Origin of the sequence: Fibrobacter sp. UWB2, from assembly GCF_002210425.1 — a bacterium.
GTDB lineage: Bacteria > Fibrobacterota > Fibrobacteria > Fibrobacterales > Fibrobacteraceae > Fibrobacter > Fibrobacter elongatus.
On record NZ_MWQK01000007.1, the window covers coordinates 46571 to 64083 of the forward strand.

Genomic DNA, 17513 nt, shown 5'->3' on the forward strand with positions numbered 1-17513 from the left:
AAGCCTCCCTTCGGGGAGGCTTTTTCTATATTTATTATATGCGAAAGATTTTAATTGCACTTTCTTTATGCGCTATGGCTTGGGCCGGATCGCCAACTGATTTGGATTCTCTTTTCCGCGGTAACGAGTACAAGCCGACGCTCAGCGCTTCTCTCCGCGATACGACAAGCAACTCTGCAGTGCCCGCAAAGGTTACGGGCAAGAACGATAAGGCTGATGGATTCTTCATGCTCCAGTTCGAAGCTGTCGGTGATTTTGACGCCGCTCAGCGCCGCAAGGCCCAGCTTTCTGCAAGCACGGGTTACACCATCCAGGTGGTGTTCGATCCTCCGTTCTACAAGCTTCGCGGCGGTGGATGGACAAAGCGCAAGGTCGCCGAAGACAAGGCTCGCGAACTCTCCGCATACAACATCAACGCCTTCGTCGTCAAGCTTCGATAAGCGCGTATAAAAGCGTTAAACGCACAAAGAGCAGGCTTCGCCTGCTCTTTGTCATTCCACTTCGTGGCATGACAGCTGCGGCTCGGCAATAAGAATGAGTATACTCATTCTTGCTGCACTCGCCTTGCATGTCATTCCCGGCTCCGACCGGGAATCTCCATCTCGTATAAAAGGAGATGCCCCATCAAGTGGGGCATGACATTAAGATGAAACCTCCGTCTATTACATCACGCCGAGGGTTTGCTTGATGCTGTGGGCGTCGTTTAGGAGGGCGCGTTCTTCGGGCGGCACGTAGGCCATCTTGCGTTCGCTGTCGGGCCTCTTGGAGCGGTCGCGCAGCACGATGCTCTTGTTTGTGCGCGAGTAGAAGAACGGTCCGGTTTTCACGAACTGCTTCTGGTGCAGCGCCTGCTTGATGGCTTCGCTTAATATGGCGCTAGTCTTTGCGTTCTGCTCGGCGTTGTGCAGTTCCAGAATCCTTTGCAACAGGAGCTCTCCGTGAATTGGGGACTCGCTATCCACGTAGAACTTGAGCTCTTCAATGAGATTTTCCACTGGGATTTCTGCAATCGGCTTGTTGCTTGCGTTGGCGGGGTGCTTCACGCTGTACGGTTCGACTTTTAGAGAACTATCCTGTTCTGCATCGTCGAGCGGGATTTCTTCTTGCGGTGGCGGTGCGACACTCTGTTCAATTGCAATCGTTGTGATGAGATTTTCTTTCTCGTCTGCGTTGGAAATGTTCCAAAGCGGGAGCCACATGTTGAGGACCTTCCAGCCGAGTCTCGAAAGTGCGTTCGGGCGCGTGTATTCGCGGTCTTCGACCGATTCCTTGTAAGGGGCACAATTGCAGTCGCACTCGATGACGGCGAGCGAACGCTTGCTATTGTTGGCGTCAATGACGACTGGACCTACAGGAATGTTGCCTGTGGCGATGCAATCCTTAAAGGTTATTGATTCCTTTATGAAAACGTCTTTAATTTGTGCGTCAAGAACGGATTCCGGGGTGTCAATATGGGATGTTCCAATTTCGGAACTCTTGAGAGAACGGACCCATTCCTGGAACAGATTGGGCTTCACGCTTGCGAGCTTTTCTGCATCTTCGCTCGTCATGAACAAACATAGGCTTTGCTTGGCGAGTGTTGTGCAAATCGAGAGCTTGCGGTTCTCGGCGATGCCTGAAGCCTTGTCGATGTCGGGGCATGCAAAAATGACATCACGGTACAAGTCTACGGCACGTTCTGCAGTCTTTATGTAGAATTTGTTTGTCAAATTCCCTTGCGTAAAGAACTTTGCGATGCTTGAGGCATTCGCCGCTTTTGAACCTTTTTCTAAAAGTTCATGAATGGCAATTTCAATTTCATTGCAGAGCGCTTGGCTCGAGGCTACAATTCCAAGCGATTGGCTTGGATTCTTTGTGGCGTGCTGTATGGCCTTTTCGGCAATGGAATGCACTTTGTCGTGAACGATTTTCAGCGTTTGCAGTTTGCTTGTAGGTGAAACTGAATTCGGGAACTGCGAAATTTCGTTGTTGTAAATTTTGCTGTTTGCAAAAGCGAATAGCGACGGGTCTGCGTATTGTGCTGTATAGCCAATGACTCGTGTCGGGATTCCCTTGCGGAGCGCTGCCGAAAGAACGTTGTCCTTAAAGAAAATCGACGGCGATGAAATTTCCATGTTGCAAGCATCCGACGGGAGCATCTCGAGCGTGGGAGCGCACGGATTTCCAAAGAGGATGACCTTCTTTGTTTTTAGAATTCCGGGCATGGCTTCGGCGATGGTCATACAGTCTGCATCGAGGAATAGCGTAACGTCAGACGGCTCGAAGTTGGAATCGTAAGTCTCTGACAACGTGACAATTTGCAAGCTTGCGGGATCCTTTTCGGCGCACTCGTGAACGGTACGGAAGTTTGCGTTGCTGAACTGGTCCAACAGCGTTCTGTATTGCTTGCCTTGTTGCTTTCTGTTTCTTGCAGACGGACTGAAAAGTTCCGGGCACTCGGCGGTTGCGGCCTGCATCTGGCGATTTGTCCAGGCACGTGCAAATGCCATGGCGAGTTCCTTGTTCGCATTCTTGGTATCGCTTACGAATTGCGCAAGATTCTCGCACGGCGAATCGCTGATGTTTTCCATGTGCTCGCGGATTTGCAAATAAACGTCTTGAGCGCTCCAATGCGTTGACCAGAGCCCGATTTTATCGAGCCATTGGTCGATGTTTTGCGTTTCTAGGGACGGACTCAGATTGAGGGCTTTGCTTATGCTCTGGAGTGTTTTTTGGAGTTCTTCAAAACTTGTCTGAATGTTGTCCAAACTTTCGACGAGCGGTCTGAACAGATGCCATTTGGCTAGCAGCTGGAGCAGATAATCGTGCTGGTCGCTTTCCTTGATGCGGGCACGGAATACATAGTAATGGCGGATTTTGTCTGCAAGGTCTTTCCAGTCGGTCTTTTCATATTTCCAGTCCCTGCCGAACAGACGTGCGGCGAGAACGGAAGAATCCTTGTACTTGCGCCTGTATTCCTGAATTTCGATAAGTTTGTCGGCCTGCTCGATGAGCATGTCATCGGAGGTGATGCTCTTGGGATCCTTGAAAAGGCTGAGAAGTATTCGCTTGGGCCTGCGGTAATGATCCGAGAGCGCCTTGAGCGCAGAACTCAGGCTGCTTTCAAATTCTTTGCGGGCAGCAAGGATGTTGGCGTCGATGGCTTCGTCGGTGAAAATGTCGGAACCTTTGCGACGATAACTTGACCAGCGTGCACCTGCATTCGGTAAGTCATTTAGGTCATCCTGGTAGGCAATCCAGCCGTTGGAATGGAGATCCCAGTCTTCAAAGCCGGGCATTTCGCTATCGAAGTTTTTCTTGAATACGCTAACCAAAGCGAGCGCATCCGAAATCTTGAAACCGTTAGTGTAGAGCTTGGACTTGTTTACGCTTTCGATAAACGGCTTGACTGTTTCAATCAAATTTTTTGCACATTCCAGGTCTTCGCCAATTTGGCTCTTGCGTTCTTGCGAAACGGCGGGCAGCGTGATTCCTTGGAGTGCGTTGAAAACCTGGACCCCGTTCTCGTTAAAGAACAGCTGCGCCAGTTGTTCAAGGCTTGATTGCATGGACTTGAACTTTTTATAGCGCACATCTTCGATATTCTTGAAAAGGTCACTTGCAAACTTTGTCTTAACTGGCCTTAAATTTGCAATTTCGTCAAGCAGTTCTGTGAGCTTCACACCACTTGGCTTGAGCGGAAAATTGACTGCATCGTAGTACGAGACGAGCTTTGCTCGGGTTTCGCTCAATTGCGTTTTTACGGTATCGCGTTCTGGCCCTTGGAACGAACGGAATGGCGGTTTCCATGCGTTTTCGAAGTTGTATTTGGTGATGGCACGACGGCTTACAACGCAGACTTTTTTCTTTTGTTCGATGAGGTCTGCAACGATATTGACGGCGGCTTTGGATTTTTCGCTCCCGGGGAGCGTTTGTATGGCATATGCAGAAACGTTTGCATCAAGAGCGTCGATAACGGCCTTGTTCGTTTGAGAATCGGTCGTGTACGGGAAGTAATGATCTGCAGGCGTAAAAACGTGGTCGTAGGGGAGTTCTTCGAAAAACGATGGCTTGGGCAAGAACCCGTCATTGCCAATCGTTGCAATGAAAAACTCGTTGTTTGCGGCCTTGGCGGTTGTCCAGCATTCACTTGTCAGCTTTTTTTGAAGACCGATTCTGTTTGTGCTGTAAAAGGTGATGCAATAGCCGTTACGGGTAAACTTCCAATCCGTTTTCGGGGCAATCTTTTTCTCGAGGGCATCAAAGAATTTTTGGATGGCAAAAGTCCCGTTTTTCCAGAAATCCGTGGCCATGGGAAACTTGATGCTTTTGTCGAGTGTCGGGAGTGCAATATTTTCGATGGGGGCGCGTGCAGAAATGGCGACGGTGTCGTTTTCTGCGTTGTATGTAAGCGGGATGAGGATGGCGGGCGCGAGGCTCTTTTCGCCCCACTTGATAAAGCCCGTTGCCATATACAAATCCTGGTTGCAAAAGTCTTCTGCTTTGGACTTGAGGACCTTGCGGAATTTGTCTAGGTCGGCCGCTTGTTTTGCTTCGTCATATTTTGCGGATACGGGGAAGAACTGCGCAAGTGCACGCGGTTTAGCCTCGGTTTGCCAAGATTCGAAAAACTGGTCCCCGTTGCCTAAAAGCAGTGGAGACTGAAATTTATTCTTTTGCGAAAAGCTGAGCAAACGGTCTTTGCTATCAAAGACTGCTGCCTCTTCGCGGATTTTTTCAATGGTTGCGGACACGGACGTTGATGCCATGTCTCGAATATAAATTTTTTTTAACCTAATTGTCGTTAAAGTTGATCCATAATTATGGATATCGCGTCAACGAGGGCGATGGGAGCGTCGCTTTCTGTGAGGTGGGCCTTGTGGCAGACGCGGCCAAAAAGCATTTCGGGCGTAATGCCGGCTTCTTTGTCTTGGCGCAGGCTGTGGGCGAGTTCGCGCTTGGAAAGCTTCTTGTTGTTTGCATCGACGATGAGCGGGTGGTGCAAGTAGACAGGGCGTTCTGTGCGGCCTAGCGCTTCCATGAGCGCAATCTGGCGGGCGGTGGAATTGCGGATATCCTCGCCCCGGACAATGTGCGTGATTTGCTCGTCGATGTCATCGACACAGACGGCGAACTGGTATGTCCATTGGTTGTCGCGGTCGCGGATGGGGAAGTCCCCGCATTGGAGTTTCGGGTTTTCGTGAAAGTCCCCTAGACGCAGGTCGTGCCAATCGATGAATTTATTCGGAACGATAAAACGGAGGTTATGCGGAGCAGAATTGCTATTCAAGACTTCACTGGGTCCTTCGCTTTCGCTCAGGATGACAAGATTTTTGCATTTGCCCTGATAAACGATTTCACCGGTTTCGCTTTGTGGGTTTTCGGCGAGGAGCTGTTTGCGGCTGCAATAGCACGGGTAAACTAACGATTTTTCTTTTAACTTTTGGAGGGCGGCTTCGTAGACTTGTCCGCGTGCACTTTGTATGCTCTCGGAATCGTATTTAAACCCAAGCCAAGCCAAATCTTCTCGGATGCCAGCAATATAGGCGGGTCGTGCGCGACTTTGATCATGGTCTTCGATTCGCAAGTGGATCTTTAAGTTCCATTTTTTTGCCGCTGCCCACACATAAAGTGCCGAAAGCAAATGGCCTTCGTGAAGGTATCCTGTGGGGCTTGGTGCAAATCGAATTTTTCCGGACATGGTGCAAATTTAGGTTTCGGTACAAATATAAGTTGTAAAAAATGTTACTTAACACACATTTTTTTTATGAAAATTCATAAATATTTTGTTTTTTTCGTTAAAATCGTTTTTGTTATATATATTAATTGCAGGTAAAGGGATGATTATAAAAACGGAGTACTTATGGGTGGAATGAGTCTTTCTAGGGCCTGCACGGCTCTTTTCTTTGCGTTAGTTGCAAATTCATTTGCTGGTGATGTGCGTGAGAGCGCCATTCCCGAAGATGCTAGGTTCAACGTGATGGTCGAGTACGAAACGCCGGATCTTGTGCGCAAGAACGTGCGACTGGCCATGGAGGCGGAATACGCCACGGAACAAGAAATCCTCGACAGCCTGAAGACCGTTCCGAAGGGTGGATACATCTATTTCCAGGTCAAGACCTCGCAAATCAAGAAAGGAACGCCCCGCAAGCTGACATATTCGCTTTATGATGGCGGCAAGAAACCTATATTTAAGAAAACAGCTTACGATACCGAAGCGGTTCCGAGTGAGCAGAACGGTGTTTCTAACTTGCTCGTCATTCCTGTTTATGGGCAACCCAAGTCCAACGTCATGTTGGCTCGAGTCGAGGCCCGTGACGGGATGGAGACGCTCGATATCGATATCCCCGTTAGGTAATTTGCATTGCTAAAATTTGCGGTAGTCGATCTCGAAACGACCGGCGGACATGGTGAAGATAATCGAATAATGGAAATCGGAATCGCCCTGATGGACGGTTCCGAAATTGTTGAAACGTACCACGCGCTTGTAGACCCAGGAAAGCCGATAACGCCGTTTGTGCGAGAGCTTACGGGCATCACCGACGAGATGGTTAGTGGACAACCGCAATTTGGCGTGATTGCTGAGCATGTGGCTGCTTTATTGCAAGACCGCATTTTTGTAGCGCACAACGTTCAGTTCGACTGCAAGTACATGACTGCAGAACTGAAGCGTTGCTGTATTAAGTTTAACCCTGCGAGACTTTGTACGGTAAAGCTTTCGCGGCGTGTGTTCCCGGGGCAACCGAGCTACAGTTTGCACAAACTCACGGAATCGCTAGGGCTCCCTGATTTTAACCATCACCGTGCTTTGGACGATACGCTTGCGGCGGCTGCCATTTTGAGGTCTGCGCTGGAGAAGGTCGGAGAGGCGGGTGTGATGAAGAACGTCGTGAATATTTCCGTCGCCAAGAAACAGGCTTTTAGTAAGTAGTCATTTGTCAATAGTCATTGGTCATTAGTCAATAATCTTGATTTGTCATTCCCGCCTCCGAGCGGGAATCTCCATTTTATAGAACTAGAAGGAGAAACCCTATCAAGTAGGGCTTGACAAAATGTGTTCGCGCACGACTCGCGGAATTCTATAACTTCAAAATTCCGGCTTTGTATTTCAGCTTTAGGATGCGGGCAGCGGATTCTTCGATGCGCTTCTTGTATTTTGAACTTTTGTCTGAAAGTTCCATCATGATGTTGAGCATGTCCTTGGCTTTGGACGTGTAAGAAATCATGAGGATGTCGTTACCCGCGTCAATGATGGCGGTGACGAGGCGCTTGAAGTCTTTGTCCGGGTAGGTCTTGCGAGGAGAAATTTGCGTTTTGCCGCTGGCCCAGGCGCGAAGCGAGGTGCCCCAGAGGTCGTCGGTAAGCATGACCATGTCTGGGGAGTTCTTGCGGGCCATCTTGACGATGTTGGCGTCAAAGACGGCGGGACGGCTAGAGATGCGCAAAAAGTGGACACTCGACATCATCGTGACGGGTATGTCTTTGGAGAGCGTCTTGAAAAAGCTTATGTTCTGCTCGATTTTTTCCTTGGGCGAGGCGCTGATGGCGATTTGCAAATCGCTGTTAGTCCAGGCGTCATAACCGGGGAAGTGCTTTGAAACGCAGATGACGCCGTTATCGCGCATGCCGTGAACGAATGCTCTTATTTTGTAAGCGTTTGTCGTGTCGTTGCCCCACGAGCGTCGGCTTTCCTCCATGAATGAATTGGTGCCGCGGTGGTCCTTGGACGGGTCCAAAACGGGAGCTAAGTTCATGTTAATTCTGATATCCTTGAGTGCGCGTCCAATTTTTTTTGCAAGTGTGCGAATTTGCGTGGTGTCCATACGGCGCATTTCAAGGGCGCTGGGGGTGTGTCGCCAATTGTCGGAAAATGATGCCAAACGGTTGACGATGCCGCCTTCTTGGTCAAGTGCCGTGAAAAGAGGAATCTTCAAGTTCCTGTCGATTTCGTCCATTCGTTCTTTGTAATTGTTGAAACTGCGGAGGTGCTTGCCTGTGATGAGAACGCCGCCGAGCTCGTTTTCGATCACGAATTGCGGCGAGGTGAGGAACACCATGATCATTTGGCCCGCTTTTTGGCGCATGGACATGGAATTCCACAAAGGCATGAGCTCATCGGGCAAGTTGTACGGATTCGGCTTAACTTTTGCGGATGGCTTGATTACAGTCGTGTCTTTTACAAGGGACGCGGACGAGCTGGAGGTCGCGAGATTTGTCGAGTCTTTTGCGAGATTCGCGGAAGAACTGCTCACGGCAGGTGTCATCTGTCGTACGCTAGACGAAGACGGCATGACGCACATCGAAACTTCGGAAGAACTCGACTCCGGTATATACCGGTCGATTTGATAATCTTGCGCAAAGACTAAGTTTGCAGAAAAAGCTGCGAAAAAAGCTAGTGTAAGTAAGTGTCTTAAAGGCATGGAAAAATGAATGAGAGTGTTCTGTGGAATGGAGGTGCCCGCTCTGTGGCGGGCATGACAGCATTGATACTGGCTCCTAATTACTCTTCACTCTTTTTCTTCGCTCCGAATCGGCGGGGCTTGAATTCACGCGGCGGGAAATTGAACTTGAGCTTGCCCTTCACGAGCGTGAGGTACGCGTCGAACAGGCGGCGAGTCTTATTGCTGCGGAATCCCTTGATAAGCGAAGTCTTTTCGCCGGCGAGCAATTTCTTGATGTCATCAAGCGGAATTTCCTTGCCGAGGAGAATCTTCGGGAGCGAAAGCCCGCTTGGTTCCTTCTTCACGTAGCTTTCGGAGACGTAGCCCGTGAGCGTTTCATAGACGTCGGAGCCGTCTACCGGAGACTTGCCGATAACTTCACCGAGCTCGATTTCTTCGGGCTTTTCTTCAAAGACAAATTCAACTTTGTTCTGGTCATTGATGATGAGGCCTGCTGAAAATTCAGCGCCCTTCTTGCTGCGGAAACCTGTGAGCGGTCCAATCTTGCGCTTGGTCAAGAGCTCTACGATTTCACTTTCGGACAAGTGCTTGCCGCCCACAATTTTGCGGATGACGATGCCATCTTCGGTGGTGTAGCGGCTGACCGTTTCGAAAACTTTCTTGCCGTTCACGGGGCTGAAGCTTGCTTCGTCAGTCGTGCTTTCTTCCTTGAATCCCTTGATGTTCTTCACCATCGTCTTTGTCATTTCGACGATGCCGTTCATGAACGCTTCGCGAGATTCCTTGCCCTTCGAGATGAGGTCCATCTTGTATTCCCATTCGCCGGTAAGTTCCGGGCTGGTGAGGGCTTCGCAGTTCATGGCGGAGAGGACTTTGATGAGGTCGAATGCCTTTGCTGTCGGGATCATTTCCTTGCCGTCGCGGACAACGTACTTGTCGCTCACGAGCTTTTCTATGATGGCGGCGCGTGTGGCAGGCGTTCCGAGACCGCGTTCCTTCATGGCGTCACGCAGTTCGTCGTCTTCCACGAGCTTACCTGCACTTTCCATCATCGACAAAAGCGTACTTTCGGTGTAGTGTGCTGGCGGCTTGGTAAAGTCTTCCTTCGATTCAATTGCAAGCGTCTTGGCGGTGTTGCCGTTCAGCTTTGGAATGTTCGATTCTTCGTCGGATTCCTTGCCGTAAATCGCCTTGAAGCCCGGGTCCACGAGAATCTTGCCTTCGGTGATGAAGGTCTCGTTTTCGACGGTTGTGATGCGGGTCGTGTTCAAGTACTGCGCTGGCGGGAAGAACACCGCGATAAAGCGCTGGCAAATCATCGTGTAGATTTTTTCTTCGGCTTCGGAGAGTCCCTTCGGCACGACGCCTGTCGGGATGATGGCGAAGTGGTCCGAAATCTTCGAGTTGTCAAAGACCTTCGGCGTGCGCTTCACGTAGTTCTTGTCCAAAGCCTCTTGAGCGAACTTGGCGAGCGGACCTTCAATCTTGCCGAGGGTGGCTTTCACCGGAGCGACGTAATCTTCGGGCAAGCAACGGCTGTCGGTACGCGGGTATGTGGTTGCCTTGTAATGTTCGTAAAGCGATTGTGCGATGGAAAGCGTTGTCTTGGCGCTGAATCCAAAGCGGTTGTTCGCTTCGCGCTGGAGCGTGGTGAGGTCATAGAGCTGGCCGCACTTCTGCTGGCTCGGGGCTGTGGTCTCTTCGATGGAGCCTGTTTTGCCCTTGCACTTGGCGAGAATTTCCTGAGCGCGGGCTTCGTCAAAAATCTGCTTGACGCGGTCTTTGTTGTTTTCTTTATCGACGGTGAACCACTTGCCTTGGTAACCGGCTCCGGAGTTGTCGAACGAGGCTTCAATGGTCCAGAACTTTTGCGGCACAAAGCGGTTGCGTTCTTCTTCGCGCTTCACGATAATGGCAAGCGTCGGGGTCTGCACGCGTCCGCACGGCGTAATCTGGAACCCGCCCATAGAGCTGTTGTAGGCGGTGAGGCCACGGCTGCCGTTCATGCCTACGAGCCAGTCGGCTTCGCTACGGCAGAGGGCGGCGTTTCTCAAGTTGACCATGTCTTCTTCGGTACGGAGGTGTTCAAAGGCATCCTTGATGGCGGCAGGCGTCATGCTCTGCATCCAAAGTCTCTTGAACGTCTTGCCCTTGAAGTTCCCCTTGAGGATGTAGTCCACGATGTAATAGAAAATCAGTTCACCTTCGCGGCCCGCATCGCACGCGTTTATAATCGTCGTCACGTCCTTGCGCTTGATGAGCTTGCCGAGGGCGGAAAGATGGGCTTTAGTGGTCGGGAGGGCAACGAGCGGGAACTTTTCGGGGAGCATGGGGAGCGTCTTCATGTCCCATGCCTTGTAGCGTTCGTCAATATCCTTCGGGTCGGCGATACCAACGAGGTGACCGATCGCATGGCTTACGATGGTCGTGTCGCTTTCATAATAGGCGGTTTCTTTCTTGAAGGACTTTGCACCGAGCACTTTGACGAGGTCGGCTGCCACGCTAGGTTTTTCCGCGATGATGAGCGTCTTACCTTCGATGGCCGCTTTTGCCGTTTTGGTGGCGGTCTTCTTTGTAGTGGTTTTAGTTGTCGCCTTAGTTGTTGTTTTAGTCGTTGCCATTTTTATTTCCACTTAAAACGTCCGAACAGTCCGAACAGTACGGCCAGTACGGTAAAGGGGGCGTGGATGAACTCAACCGGGATGCACCACTTGAGGAGGTGTTCCTGCTTGAATATTTTGAGCCCGCGAATAATGAGAACCATGTCGCCTACGCTCTTGCACAAGAACGCTATCAATGTGGCGACGAAAATTTTGAAACTGAAAATCGAGAATGCTGCGGTGATGCAGAGCATGGTAAGAAACAGGAACACCATCGAGAGCACAAAGACGATTTTTGGGGTATAGTAGATGGTCTTTGATGCCCAGCGTTTGCGCTGTTCCCAGAGGGCCTTGAGTGTTTCCTTGCCGCTTGTGGTGACGAACGTGGCGGGCGTGATGCAGTAGCGCATGGCCCATGGACGGTCGGCTGCCAGTTTTTGCATCAGGAGGTCGTCGTCTCCGCTCTGGATCTTGATGACGCCCGTAAAGCCGTTCACGCTCTGGAAGAAACTCTTGCGGTAGGCGAGGTTGTTGCCAGTGCTTGTGAGCGGGAGGTGCATGGCGAGGCCTGCTGTGCCTGCGATGCGGTAAATCAGCGTTTCGACCGCCTGCATGCAGATGATGAACGGCGAACTCTTGTCGGTCGGAATGTACGAATGCCCGGCGACAAGTTCAATCCCCGGTTCAAATTCCTTGACGAGGTACTTGATCCAGGACGGCTGCACGATGCAGTCGGCGTCTGTGAGGCAGAGAATTTCACCGTTGCAGGCGTCAATGAGCTTCGAAAGAGCCTGCTTTTTAGGGCTCACGCCTTCGGGGATGGAATCAATCGTGAGCACATGGAGGCGTTCAAACTTTGCTTCGTATTCCGCGAGAATCTTCGGGGTGTCGTCCGTGGAGCGGTCATCGGCTACCCAGACCTCCCATTCGCCCTCGTAATCTTGCGAGAGGACGGAATCGAGCGTTTCGCGGATGCCTTCGGATTCGTTACGGGCCGCAATCAGGATGCTCACCTTCGGGAGCGGTTCTGGGTCGGCAAAGCCTTCGCGCACTCGTCCGAGCGCACGGTAGAACCGCACTTCTAACCCGAGATAGAAGATGGCGAGTATTGCCAAAAGCCCGATGGCTATGTATGTCAAAACCGTAAGGAACATTGTTCTTCGGCAAAATGTAATAAGGTTTTTTTGAAAGTTTAAAACGCACTCTTAAAATCGCGGGGCATTTTTGCGTATATAATATAATAGTAAGTAACGAAGTGCTGAACGCGTGGGCAGTGACAGCTTTATTTTCTCGCGGAAAGTTTTGGCCAGGAATCTTCGGGCTTTTGATTGAGGTAGGTGAGGCGAGTCCAGGAATCGTCGCGGAATGCGCTACCGAGCATGAGCTCGTCTATTTTCCCGTTGAATCCGCCGATTTTAAAGTCTGCAAGTTTACGGTTGCCATCCCAATCGCTGCGGGTTTCTTCGGCTTCGATTTTTGTGCCATTAATAAAGTAATTTGTTTGTGGTATGGAGTGCTTGCTGAATGCGATGAAAATCCATTTGCCTGCTTCAATTCCTTCAGTGCCGGATGCCCACGTTTGTTTATAACTTACGGTGTCCGTGGCGCTTTCTTCGCCTGCTTTTTCGGTGGCAACGTGGTAGAATTCTACGACAAAGCCTTGGTCGGGATTGTAACGGAGAGCGTATTCATCAGCTTTTTCAAAGATGGTCTGTTGCTTTAGCGATTCAAGATTGACCCACAGCGAGAAACAGAATTGCTTGCCGTCAAAGGACAAATTAACCTTGCGAGATGAGTCTATCTTGGCGGAGTTTGTCGCGGTGATTGATGTTGTCGCGTCTAGCGTAATGGATGTGCCGAGTACACCGTCTGCGTTGCGGTTTTCGACCGTTTCGGTTCCCGTTTCTGTGGCGGTTAGCGATCCGTCGAAATAGCCCTTTTCGGCATCGTCCTTGATATCGGTTCCGCTATCAAAATGGTACACGAGCGAATAGCTGCGGTTGGTCGGGAATACGTCGTGAGCGTAACCTGATTCAAGTGCGTTGTTGAATGAAAGTTCGAGTGAGTCAGAGACGTTTAATGAATCCACGCTTACCCAGAAAATGGCTTCTTTTGCGTCAAAGACTGAATTTACGATCGGGAGCTTTTTGCTGCGTTTGCCATCTTTTGAAATGCGTACAACTTCCCAGCGGCCTTGCAAGCGAGCGAGTGTATCGATGTCGCTGTTTTCTGCGGTCAGGCGGAGCGCAAGCGGAATGTCGCTCACAAAAGACGAGAGCGTGTCTTCGCCTTCGGGGAGTGCAAGCGGGGCGACGAACGTGTATTCGATGTGGGGATAGTTGACGAGCGTCTGGACGGTCGTGTCTGATTTGACGAAGACATCCCCGTAATCCAACGTGTCGTTTTCTATATAAATTCTGAGACCGAGCGTGTCGGTGGGCAAGCTGTCGATAATGGCCTTTTGCGCGTGAACGATCACTTTGCGTAAGATGGTCGTTCCTGGGATTGTGACCATGGCGGACGTGCCGTCTTCAATGAGGCTGTTGAACGCGATTTCGACAGAGCCTGGAGCGCGGAGCGTATCGCTAATGGCGATGGAATCGTCTTCGGTAACGTTTACGTTCTGTACGAGGAACCGCTTGCCGGATTCTTCGTGGAATGCTTCGACGGCGTAAGTGCCTGCAGGGATGGAATCGAGGCTGTAGTAGCCTGTGGAATCTGTTTCCGTGGAGTAGGCGGCGGGGAGCTCGCCTGAGGCTGCGTCAAAGTCGCTAGGGACGCAATGCACGCGTGCGAATGCGGCGGGATTGCCGTTATCCAAAAGGAAAATACCGGCGAGTTCCGGAGAACCCGTCTCGGCGCTGTTGCCTGCAATATGGCTGTCGGAGGAGCAACCTCCAAAAATTGCGGCGGACGCAATCGAAACAGCCAATATGTTTTTGCAGAACTTCATTGATACCAATATATATAAGATTTGCTAAAAGCGGGAGGGCTATTAATCGCTATAGTAATCGTTATTGGATATAGTGGCGTAATGTTTTGCCTGTTTTGGAGTATTCTATCACGATGACGTGTGCGGCGGGCATCTTGGTGGGCTTGCTGTTGCCGGAGTACAGCGGGCGTCCTTGAATGTCAAAGATGCGGTAGAAGCCTGCTTCGGCTTCGGTCGCGCGCTGCATGGGGGAGGCGATGCCGATGGTTCCGCTGCTCGATTCTGCTGTGATTGCTGAACTGCTGGATTCCGCGACGCTCGATGAAGAAACTTCGCTAGAGCTAGATTCCGCGACCGCAGAGCTGCTTGCGGGAGCCGCACTGGAACTAGATTCTGCCGCGCCTTCGACGGTGAACGTCACGTATTCAGACATCCACGTGAGTCCGGAATTGTCCGTCACGACGGCGACTGCGGAATGTGTGCCTGCGGCGAGATTCTTGGCGGTAACCTGGTACGGCGCGGCGGTTGATGTTCCGACGAGCGTGTTGCCGACGTAGAATGCAACGCTTTTCACGGAGCCGTCGTTATCCTTGGCGTCGGCTTTTAAGGTCACGTCTGCGCTTGCTGTGATTTTTGCGCCAGCGGCAGGTGCGGTGAGCGTTACGCTTGCAGCCTTGTTGCTTTGACCGAAGCCCTGGTTGTATTCGGGCATTTTGCCGTAGCGTCCGCCGACGCCCGAGAGGTTCGGAATTTCTTTCGGGAGGTCTGCGACATTGCGCTTTTCAAAACTGTAGCTCGGGTTGAATGTTTCGGCTTGCGGAACTCCGCTTTTCACGGTGCCATTGTAGCGGTGTTGTTGCTTGGTGCCGTTCCCGAACGTAACTCCGCTAAAGTAAACGTAGCCGTTATCGCCCCATTCGGCCAAATAGCCTTGGCCGTTGTCGATATAGCTATTCTCGTAGCGCACGTAGGCCTTCGCATTTGCGCTGTGACCATTCGCCCCCGCTACAAAGAAGCGGTTGTAATCTACATACTGGTTGTACAGATGCACCTGCGAGCCGTTGTTTTCACCGGTGACTTTCGGGACGCGACCGTAAGTGTTGTGCCAGTAGTTGTTGGCGTAAGTTAAATGGGCGTCTTCAACGAGAGCCATGTAAGGGTCGGTACCCCAGCAGTTGTATTCGTTGGCTCCGTCAAAATCGAGATAACTGATGGTGGCGTTGTCGACAAATTCCATATCCATGCCATCGGAAATCCATTTGTAGCTGATATGGTCGGCCCAGAATTTGTTTACGTGTTTGCTGGCGGTGCCTACGGTTTCAAGGCCGTCGCCGCCTTCGATCAAGTGCGGGTTCACATCGTAAATCGCGAGGTTGCGGTAGATGTGGTTCCCTGAACCTTCGTTACTGCGCACGGCGATGGATGCTCCGCGGAGATTTGCGCCACGGCCCATGCCCACGAGACTCTTGTTCGGCTTGGTGGTAATCCAGTTGCTCCACGCCTGCAGATTTTCGCTTTCTTGCACAATCTGCACGCCGGCTTCGGTGAGGTCGCTGCAGCTGTTCGCCTTGAAAGTGATGCGGTAGAACGTGTTGGTCTTGCCGGTCACGCGATTCTTTTCGGTACATGTCGTCTTGCACCAGGTGCGGCCTTTGCTTTTGGCTTCGGTAACGGCGTTGCGGAATTGCCTAAAGTCGTAAGTGCCTTCGGGCACAAGGATTGTCACTGCATCGTTGCTCTGCAAGTACTTGCGGATGCTTGCGGAATCGCTTGCAATGACGACTTTGCCTGCGTCGCCACCTGTTGTGGTGACACCGAAGCCCTCGGCTTTCACGTTGAAAGTGAAAAGTAAAACTGCTGTCGGGTCGGATTCATCGCTTGTCCAAATCCATTTCGCTTGTGTGTTTGCGGCGAAATTTTCGAGCGCACCGCCACTCGGGAGCTTGTTGTTTGCGTAAGAAAGCGTTGTGGCGCCACCCCATTGCGAGAGGTCGCGGCCCTTGTTTTTCCAGGAGTTGTTGCTGACAACGGGCTTTGACTTCCAGCCACTGCCGGAATAGTAAGATTTGTCGAGGTCGTCAATTTGCACGAGAACGCCCGGGGCGCCTTTGCCGTTCACGCTCACGACAGAAATTGCGTTTTCGCCAGGCAAGAAAGTCATCGGGATAAAGCGCACTCGGCCTGCCTGGTTATCTTCGGCGAGGAGTGAACCGTTGTGGTAGAGCCTGTAACCGCCATCGGCGACAATCCAAATGCCGGGACCATTCCCTGCATTGTAAGTGGCGGCAATCAGCTGCGAACCGACTTTGTCGCCACCGCCGTAAGCGGCGTCGGACGGGAGCGTAACGACTTCAGAGGTTTGAATTTTTGCAGCCGCATCTGCCGCGTGTACTGCGGAAATTCCGAAAATTGAGACAACGCTTGCAAGCGCTATTTGACCAAAACCTTTCATACCCATTGTTCCTCACTTTTTTGCGATTACCCAACTTTTGGCTTGTTCCATCCCTTTATAGCAATTAAGCCAGGCGTTACGGGCTGGCGTTTGAAGCCCGTATTGGGGGTGATGGAAGACCGCAAGGCGGGCTGCAATTAGGGGGATTATTCCCCCATACCCATAATCTAAATCTTGCGGCGCGCACTTCAAAGCGCTTTTCTCGTGAAAGCTGATTTCTCGTTGTTTCTGGACAACGCTAAAGTCGCTTTTTTATACTCCGCAAAACATAATTTTCTTACATTTATGGCATGGGCGAAAAGAAACTAGGGAAAAAAATCTTCGAATACCTGGACTACCGGGAGTTTTTGAAGGATTATTATAGCGCAAAGAAGGAGGCGAACCCTGCCTTTTCGCTCCGCGTTTTCTCGGATAAAATCGGGTTCAAGGCCAAAGATTTCATCAGTCGCGTGATGAACGGTGACAAGAATCTTTCGAGCGCGAGCATCCCGAAAGTGGCTTCTGGGCTGCGCCTGGGTAAGCACGAGACCGAGTTTTTTATTGGGCTTGTGAAGTTCAATCAGGCGGAAACGATGGACGAGCGCAATGCTGCGTTTGAAGAAATGCAGGCGGCGCTCAAGGTGGTGCGCTTTTCCGAGAAACAGCATATTCTCGGGCATGCGCAGTACATGGTGTATTCGCATTGGCGGCACCTGATTATCCGCAGCCTTATCGGCATGTTCGGTTTTGACGGCGATTACGAAGCGCTTGCGAAAATGGTCCACCCGCATGTGACGGCGGACGAGGCAAAAAAATCGGTCAAGTTGCTCGAAGACTGTGAACTTATCAAGAAAGGGGATGACGGCAAATACGTGCTCACCGAGAGCGCGATTAGCACGGGGGACCGCACGTCAAAACTTGCGCTGCGCGGTTTCCACCAGCATTGTCTAAAGCTTGCTGCGGATTCTATTGATCGCGACCCGCCGGGCTCTCGTCATGTTTCTGGGCTTACGCTAGGCATTAGCCAGGAAGGTTACGAACGCATCGTGGAGCGCATCAACGCCTTCCGCAAGGAAATTGCGCTCATCGCCGAAGAAGATAAGAATTCAGATAAAGTTTTTCAGTTGCAATTTGCGCTGTTCCCTGTTGGCGGAAAGTAATTTTTCTCT

Annotated in this window: 12 protein-coding genes; 5 read left to right on the top strand and 7 right to left on the bottom strand. The window is 51.1% G+C overall.

The window, feature by feature from the left end; translation table 11 throughout:
- Window positions 1–38: 38 nt before the first annotated feature.
- Window positions 39–440, top strand: coding sequence for an SPOR domain-containing protein (locus tag B7982_RS13525; RefSeq protein ID WP_088661206.1), 402 nt, complete (start codon window positions 39–41; stop codon window positions 438–440).
- Between the two features lie 222 nt (window positions 441–662).
- Here B7982_RS13525 and B7982_RS13530 read toward each other — a convergent pair whose 3' ends face one another.
- Entirely contained in the window at window positions 663–4748 is a 4086-nt protein-coding gene (locus tag B7982_RS13530) for a hypothetical protein (protein WP_088661207.1), read from the bottom strand.
- Window positions 4749–4783: 35 nt separating this feature from the next.
- The gene (locus B7982_RS13535; protein ID WP_088661208.1) at window positions 4784–5680 is read right to left on the bottom strand and encodes a glutamate--tRNA ligase family protein; all 897 of its coding nucleotides are present in this window, start codon (window positions 5678–5680) and stop codon (window positions 4784–4786) included.
- 162 nt (window positions 5681–5842) lie between these two features.
- Here B7982_RS13535 and B7982_RS13540 point away from each other — a divergent pair, with 162 nt between their 5' ends.
- Together B7982_RS13540 and B7982_RS13545 are read left to right on the top strand one after the other, a co-directional pair.
- Window positions 5843–6337 (top strand): hypothetical protein, encoded by a 495-nt coding sequence (locus B7982_RS13540; RefSeq protein ID WP_088661209.1) that lies wholly within the window; start codon window positions 5843–5845, stop codon window positions 6335–6337.
- 6 nt (window positions 6338–6343) lie between these two features.
- Window positions 6344–6910: a PolC-type DNA polymerase III gene (locus B7982_RS13545; RefSeq protein ID WP_085491111.1), complete on the top strand. Its 567-nt coding sequence runs from the start codon at window positions 6344–6346 to the stop codon at window positions 6908–6910.
- Window positions 6911–7058: 148 nt separating this feature from the next.
- On the opposite strand, the gene B7982_RS13550 is transcribed toward B7982_RS13545, so the two are convergent.
- Window positions 7059–8042 carry a glycoside hydrolase family 3 N-terminal domain-containing protein gene (locus B7982_RS13550; protein ID WP_158213016.1) on the bottom strand — a complete coding sequence of 328 codons (984 nt, stop codon included), beginning with the start codon at window positions 8040–8042 and terminating at the stop codon, window positions 7059–7061.
- On the opposite strand from B7982_RS13550, the gene B7982_RS14955 reads away from it, so the two are divergent.
- Window positions 8035–8325 (top strand): hypothetical protein, encoded by a 291-nt coding sequence (locus tag B7982_RS14955; RefSeq protein ID WP_158213017.1) that lies wholly within the window; start codon window positions 8035–8037, stop codon window positions 8323–8325. The genes B7982_RS13550 and B7982_RS14955 overlap by 8 nt on opposite strands.
- Before the next feature lie 154 nt (window positions 8326–8479).
- Here B7982_RS14955 and B7982_RS13555 read toward each other — a convergent pair whose 3' ends face one another.
- The 4 genes from B7982_RS13555 to B7982_RS13570 all read right to left on the bottom strand — a co-directional run bounded on the left by B7982_RS13555 (window position 8480) and on the right by B7982_RS13570 (window position 16365).
- Window positions 8480–11002, bottom strand: a complete 2523-nt coding sequence (locus tag B7982_RS13555) for a DNA topoisomerase III (RefSeq protein ID WP_088661211.1) — start codon at window positions 11000–11002, stop codon at window positions 8480–8482.
- Between the two features lie 2 nt (window positions 11003–11004).
- Entirely contained in the window at window positions 11005–12135 is a 1131-nt protein-coding gene (locus B7982_RS13560; RefSeq protein ID WP_088661212.1) for a glycosyltransferase, read from the bottom strand.
- A 128-nt stretch (window positions 12136–12263) separates the two neighbouring features.
- Window positions 12264–13934 (bottom strand): LamG-like jellyroll fold domain-containing protein, encoded by a 1671-nt coding sequence (locus B7982_RS13565; RefSeq protein ID WP_088661213.1) that lies wholly within the window; start codon window positions 13932–13934, stop codon window positions 12264–12266.
- A 61-nt stretch (window positions 13935–13995) separates the two neighbouring features.
- Window positions 13996–16365: an Ig-like domain-containing protein gene (locus B7982_RS13570; RefSeq protein WP_233138573.1), complete on the bottom strand. Its 2370-nt coding sequence runs from the start codon at window positions 16363–16365 to the stop codon at window positions 13996–13998.
- A 290-nt stretch (window positions 16366–16655) separates the two neighbouring features.
- Here B7982_RS13570 and B7982_RS13575 point away from each other — a divergent pair, with 290 nt between their 5' ends.
- Entirely contained in the window at window positions 16656–17504 is an 849-nt protein-coding gene (locus B7982_RS13575) for a TIGR02147 family protein (RefSeq protein WP_074209778.1), read from the top strand.
- Window positions 17505–17513: the final 9 nt, after the last annotated feature.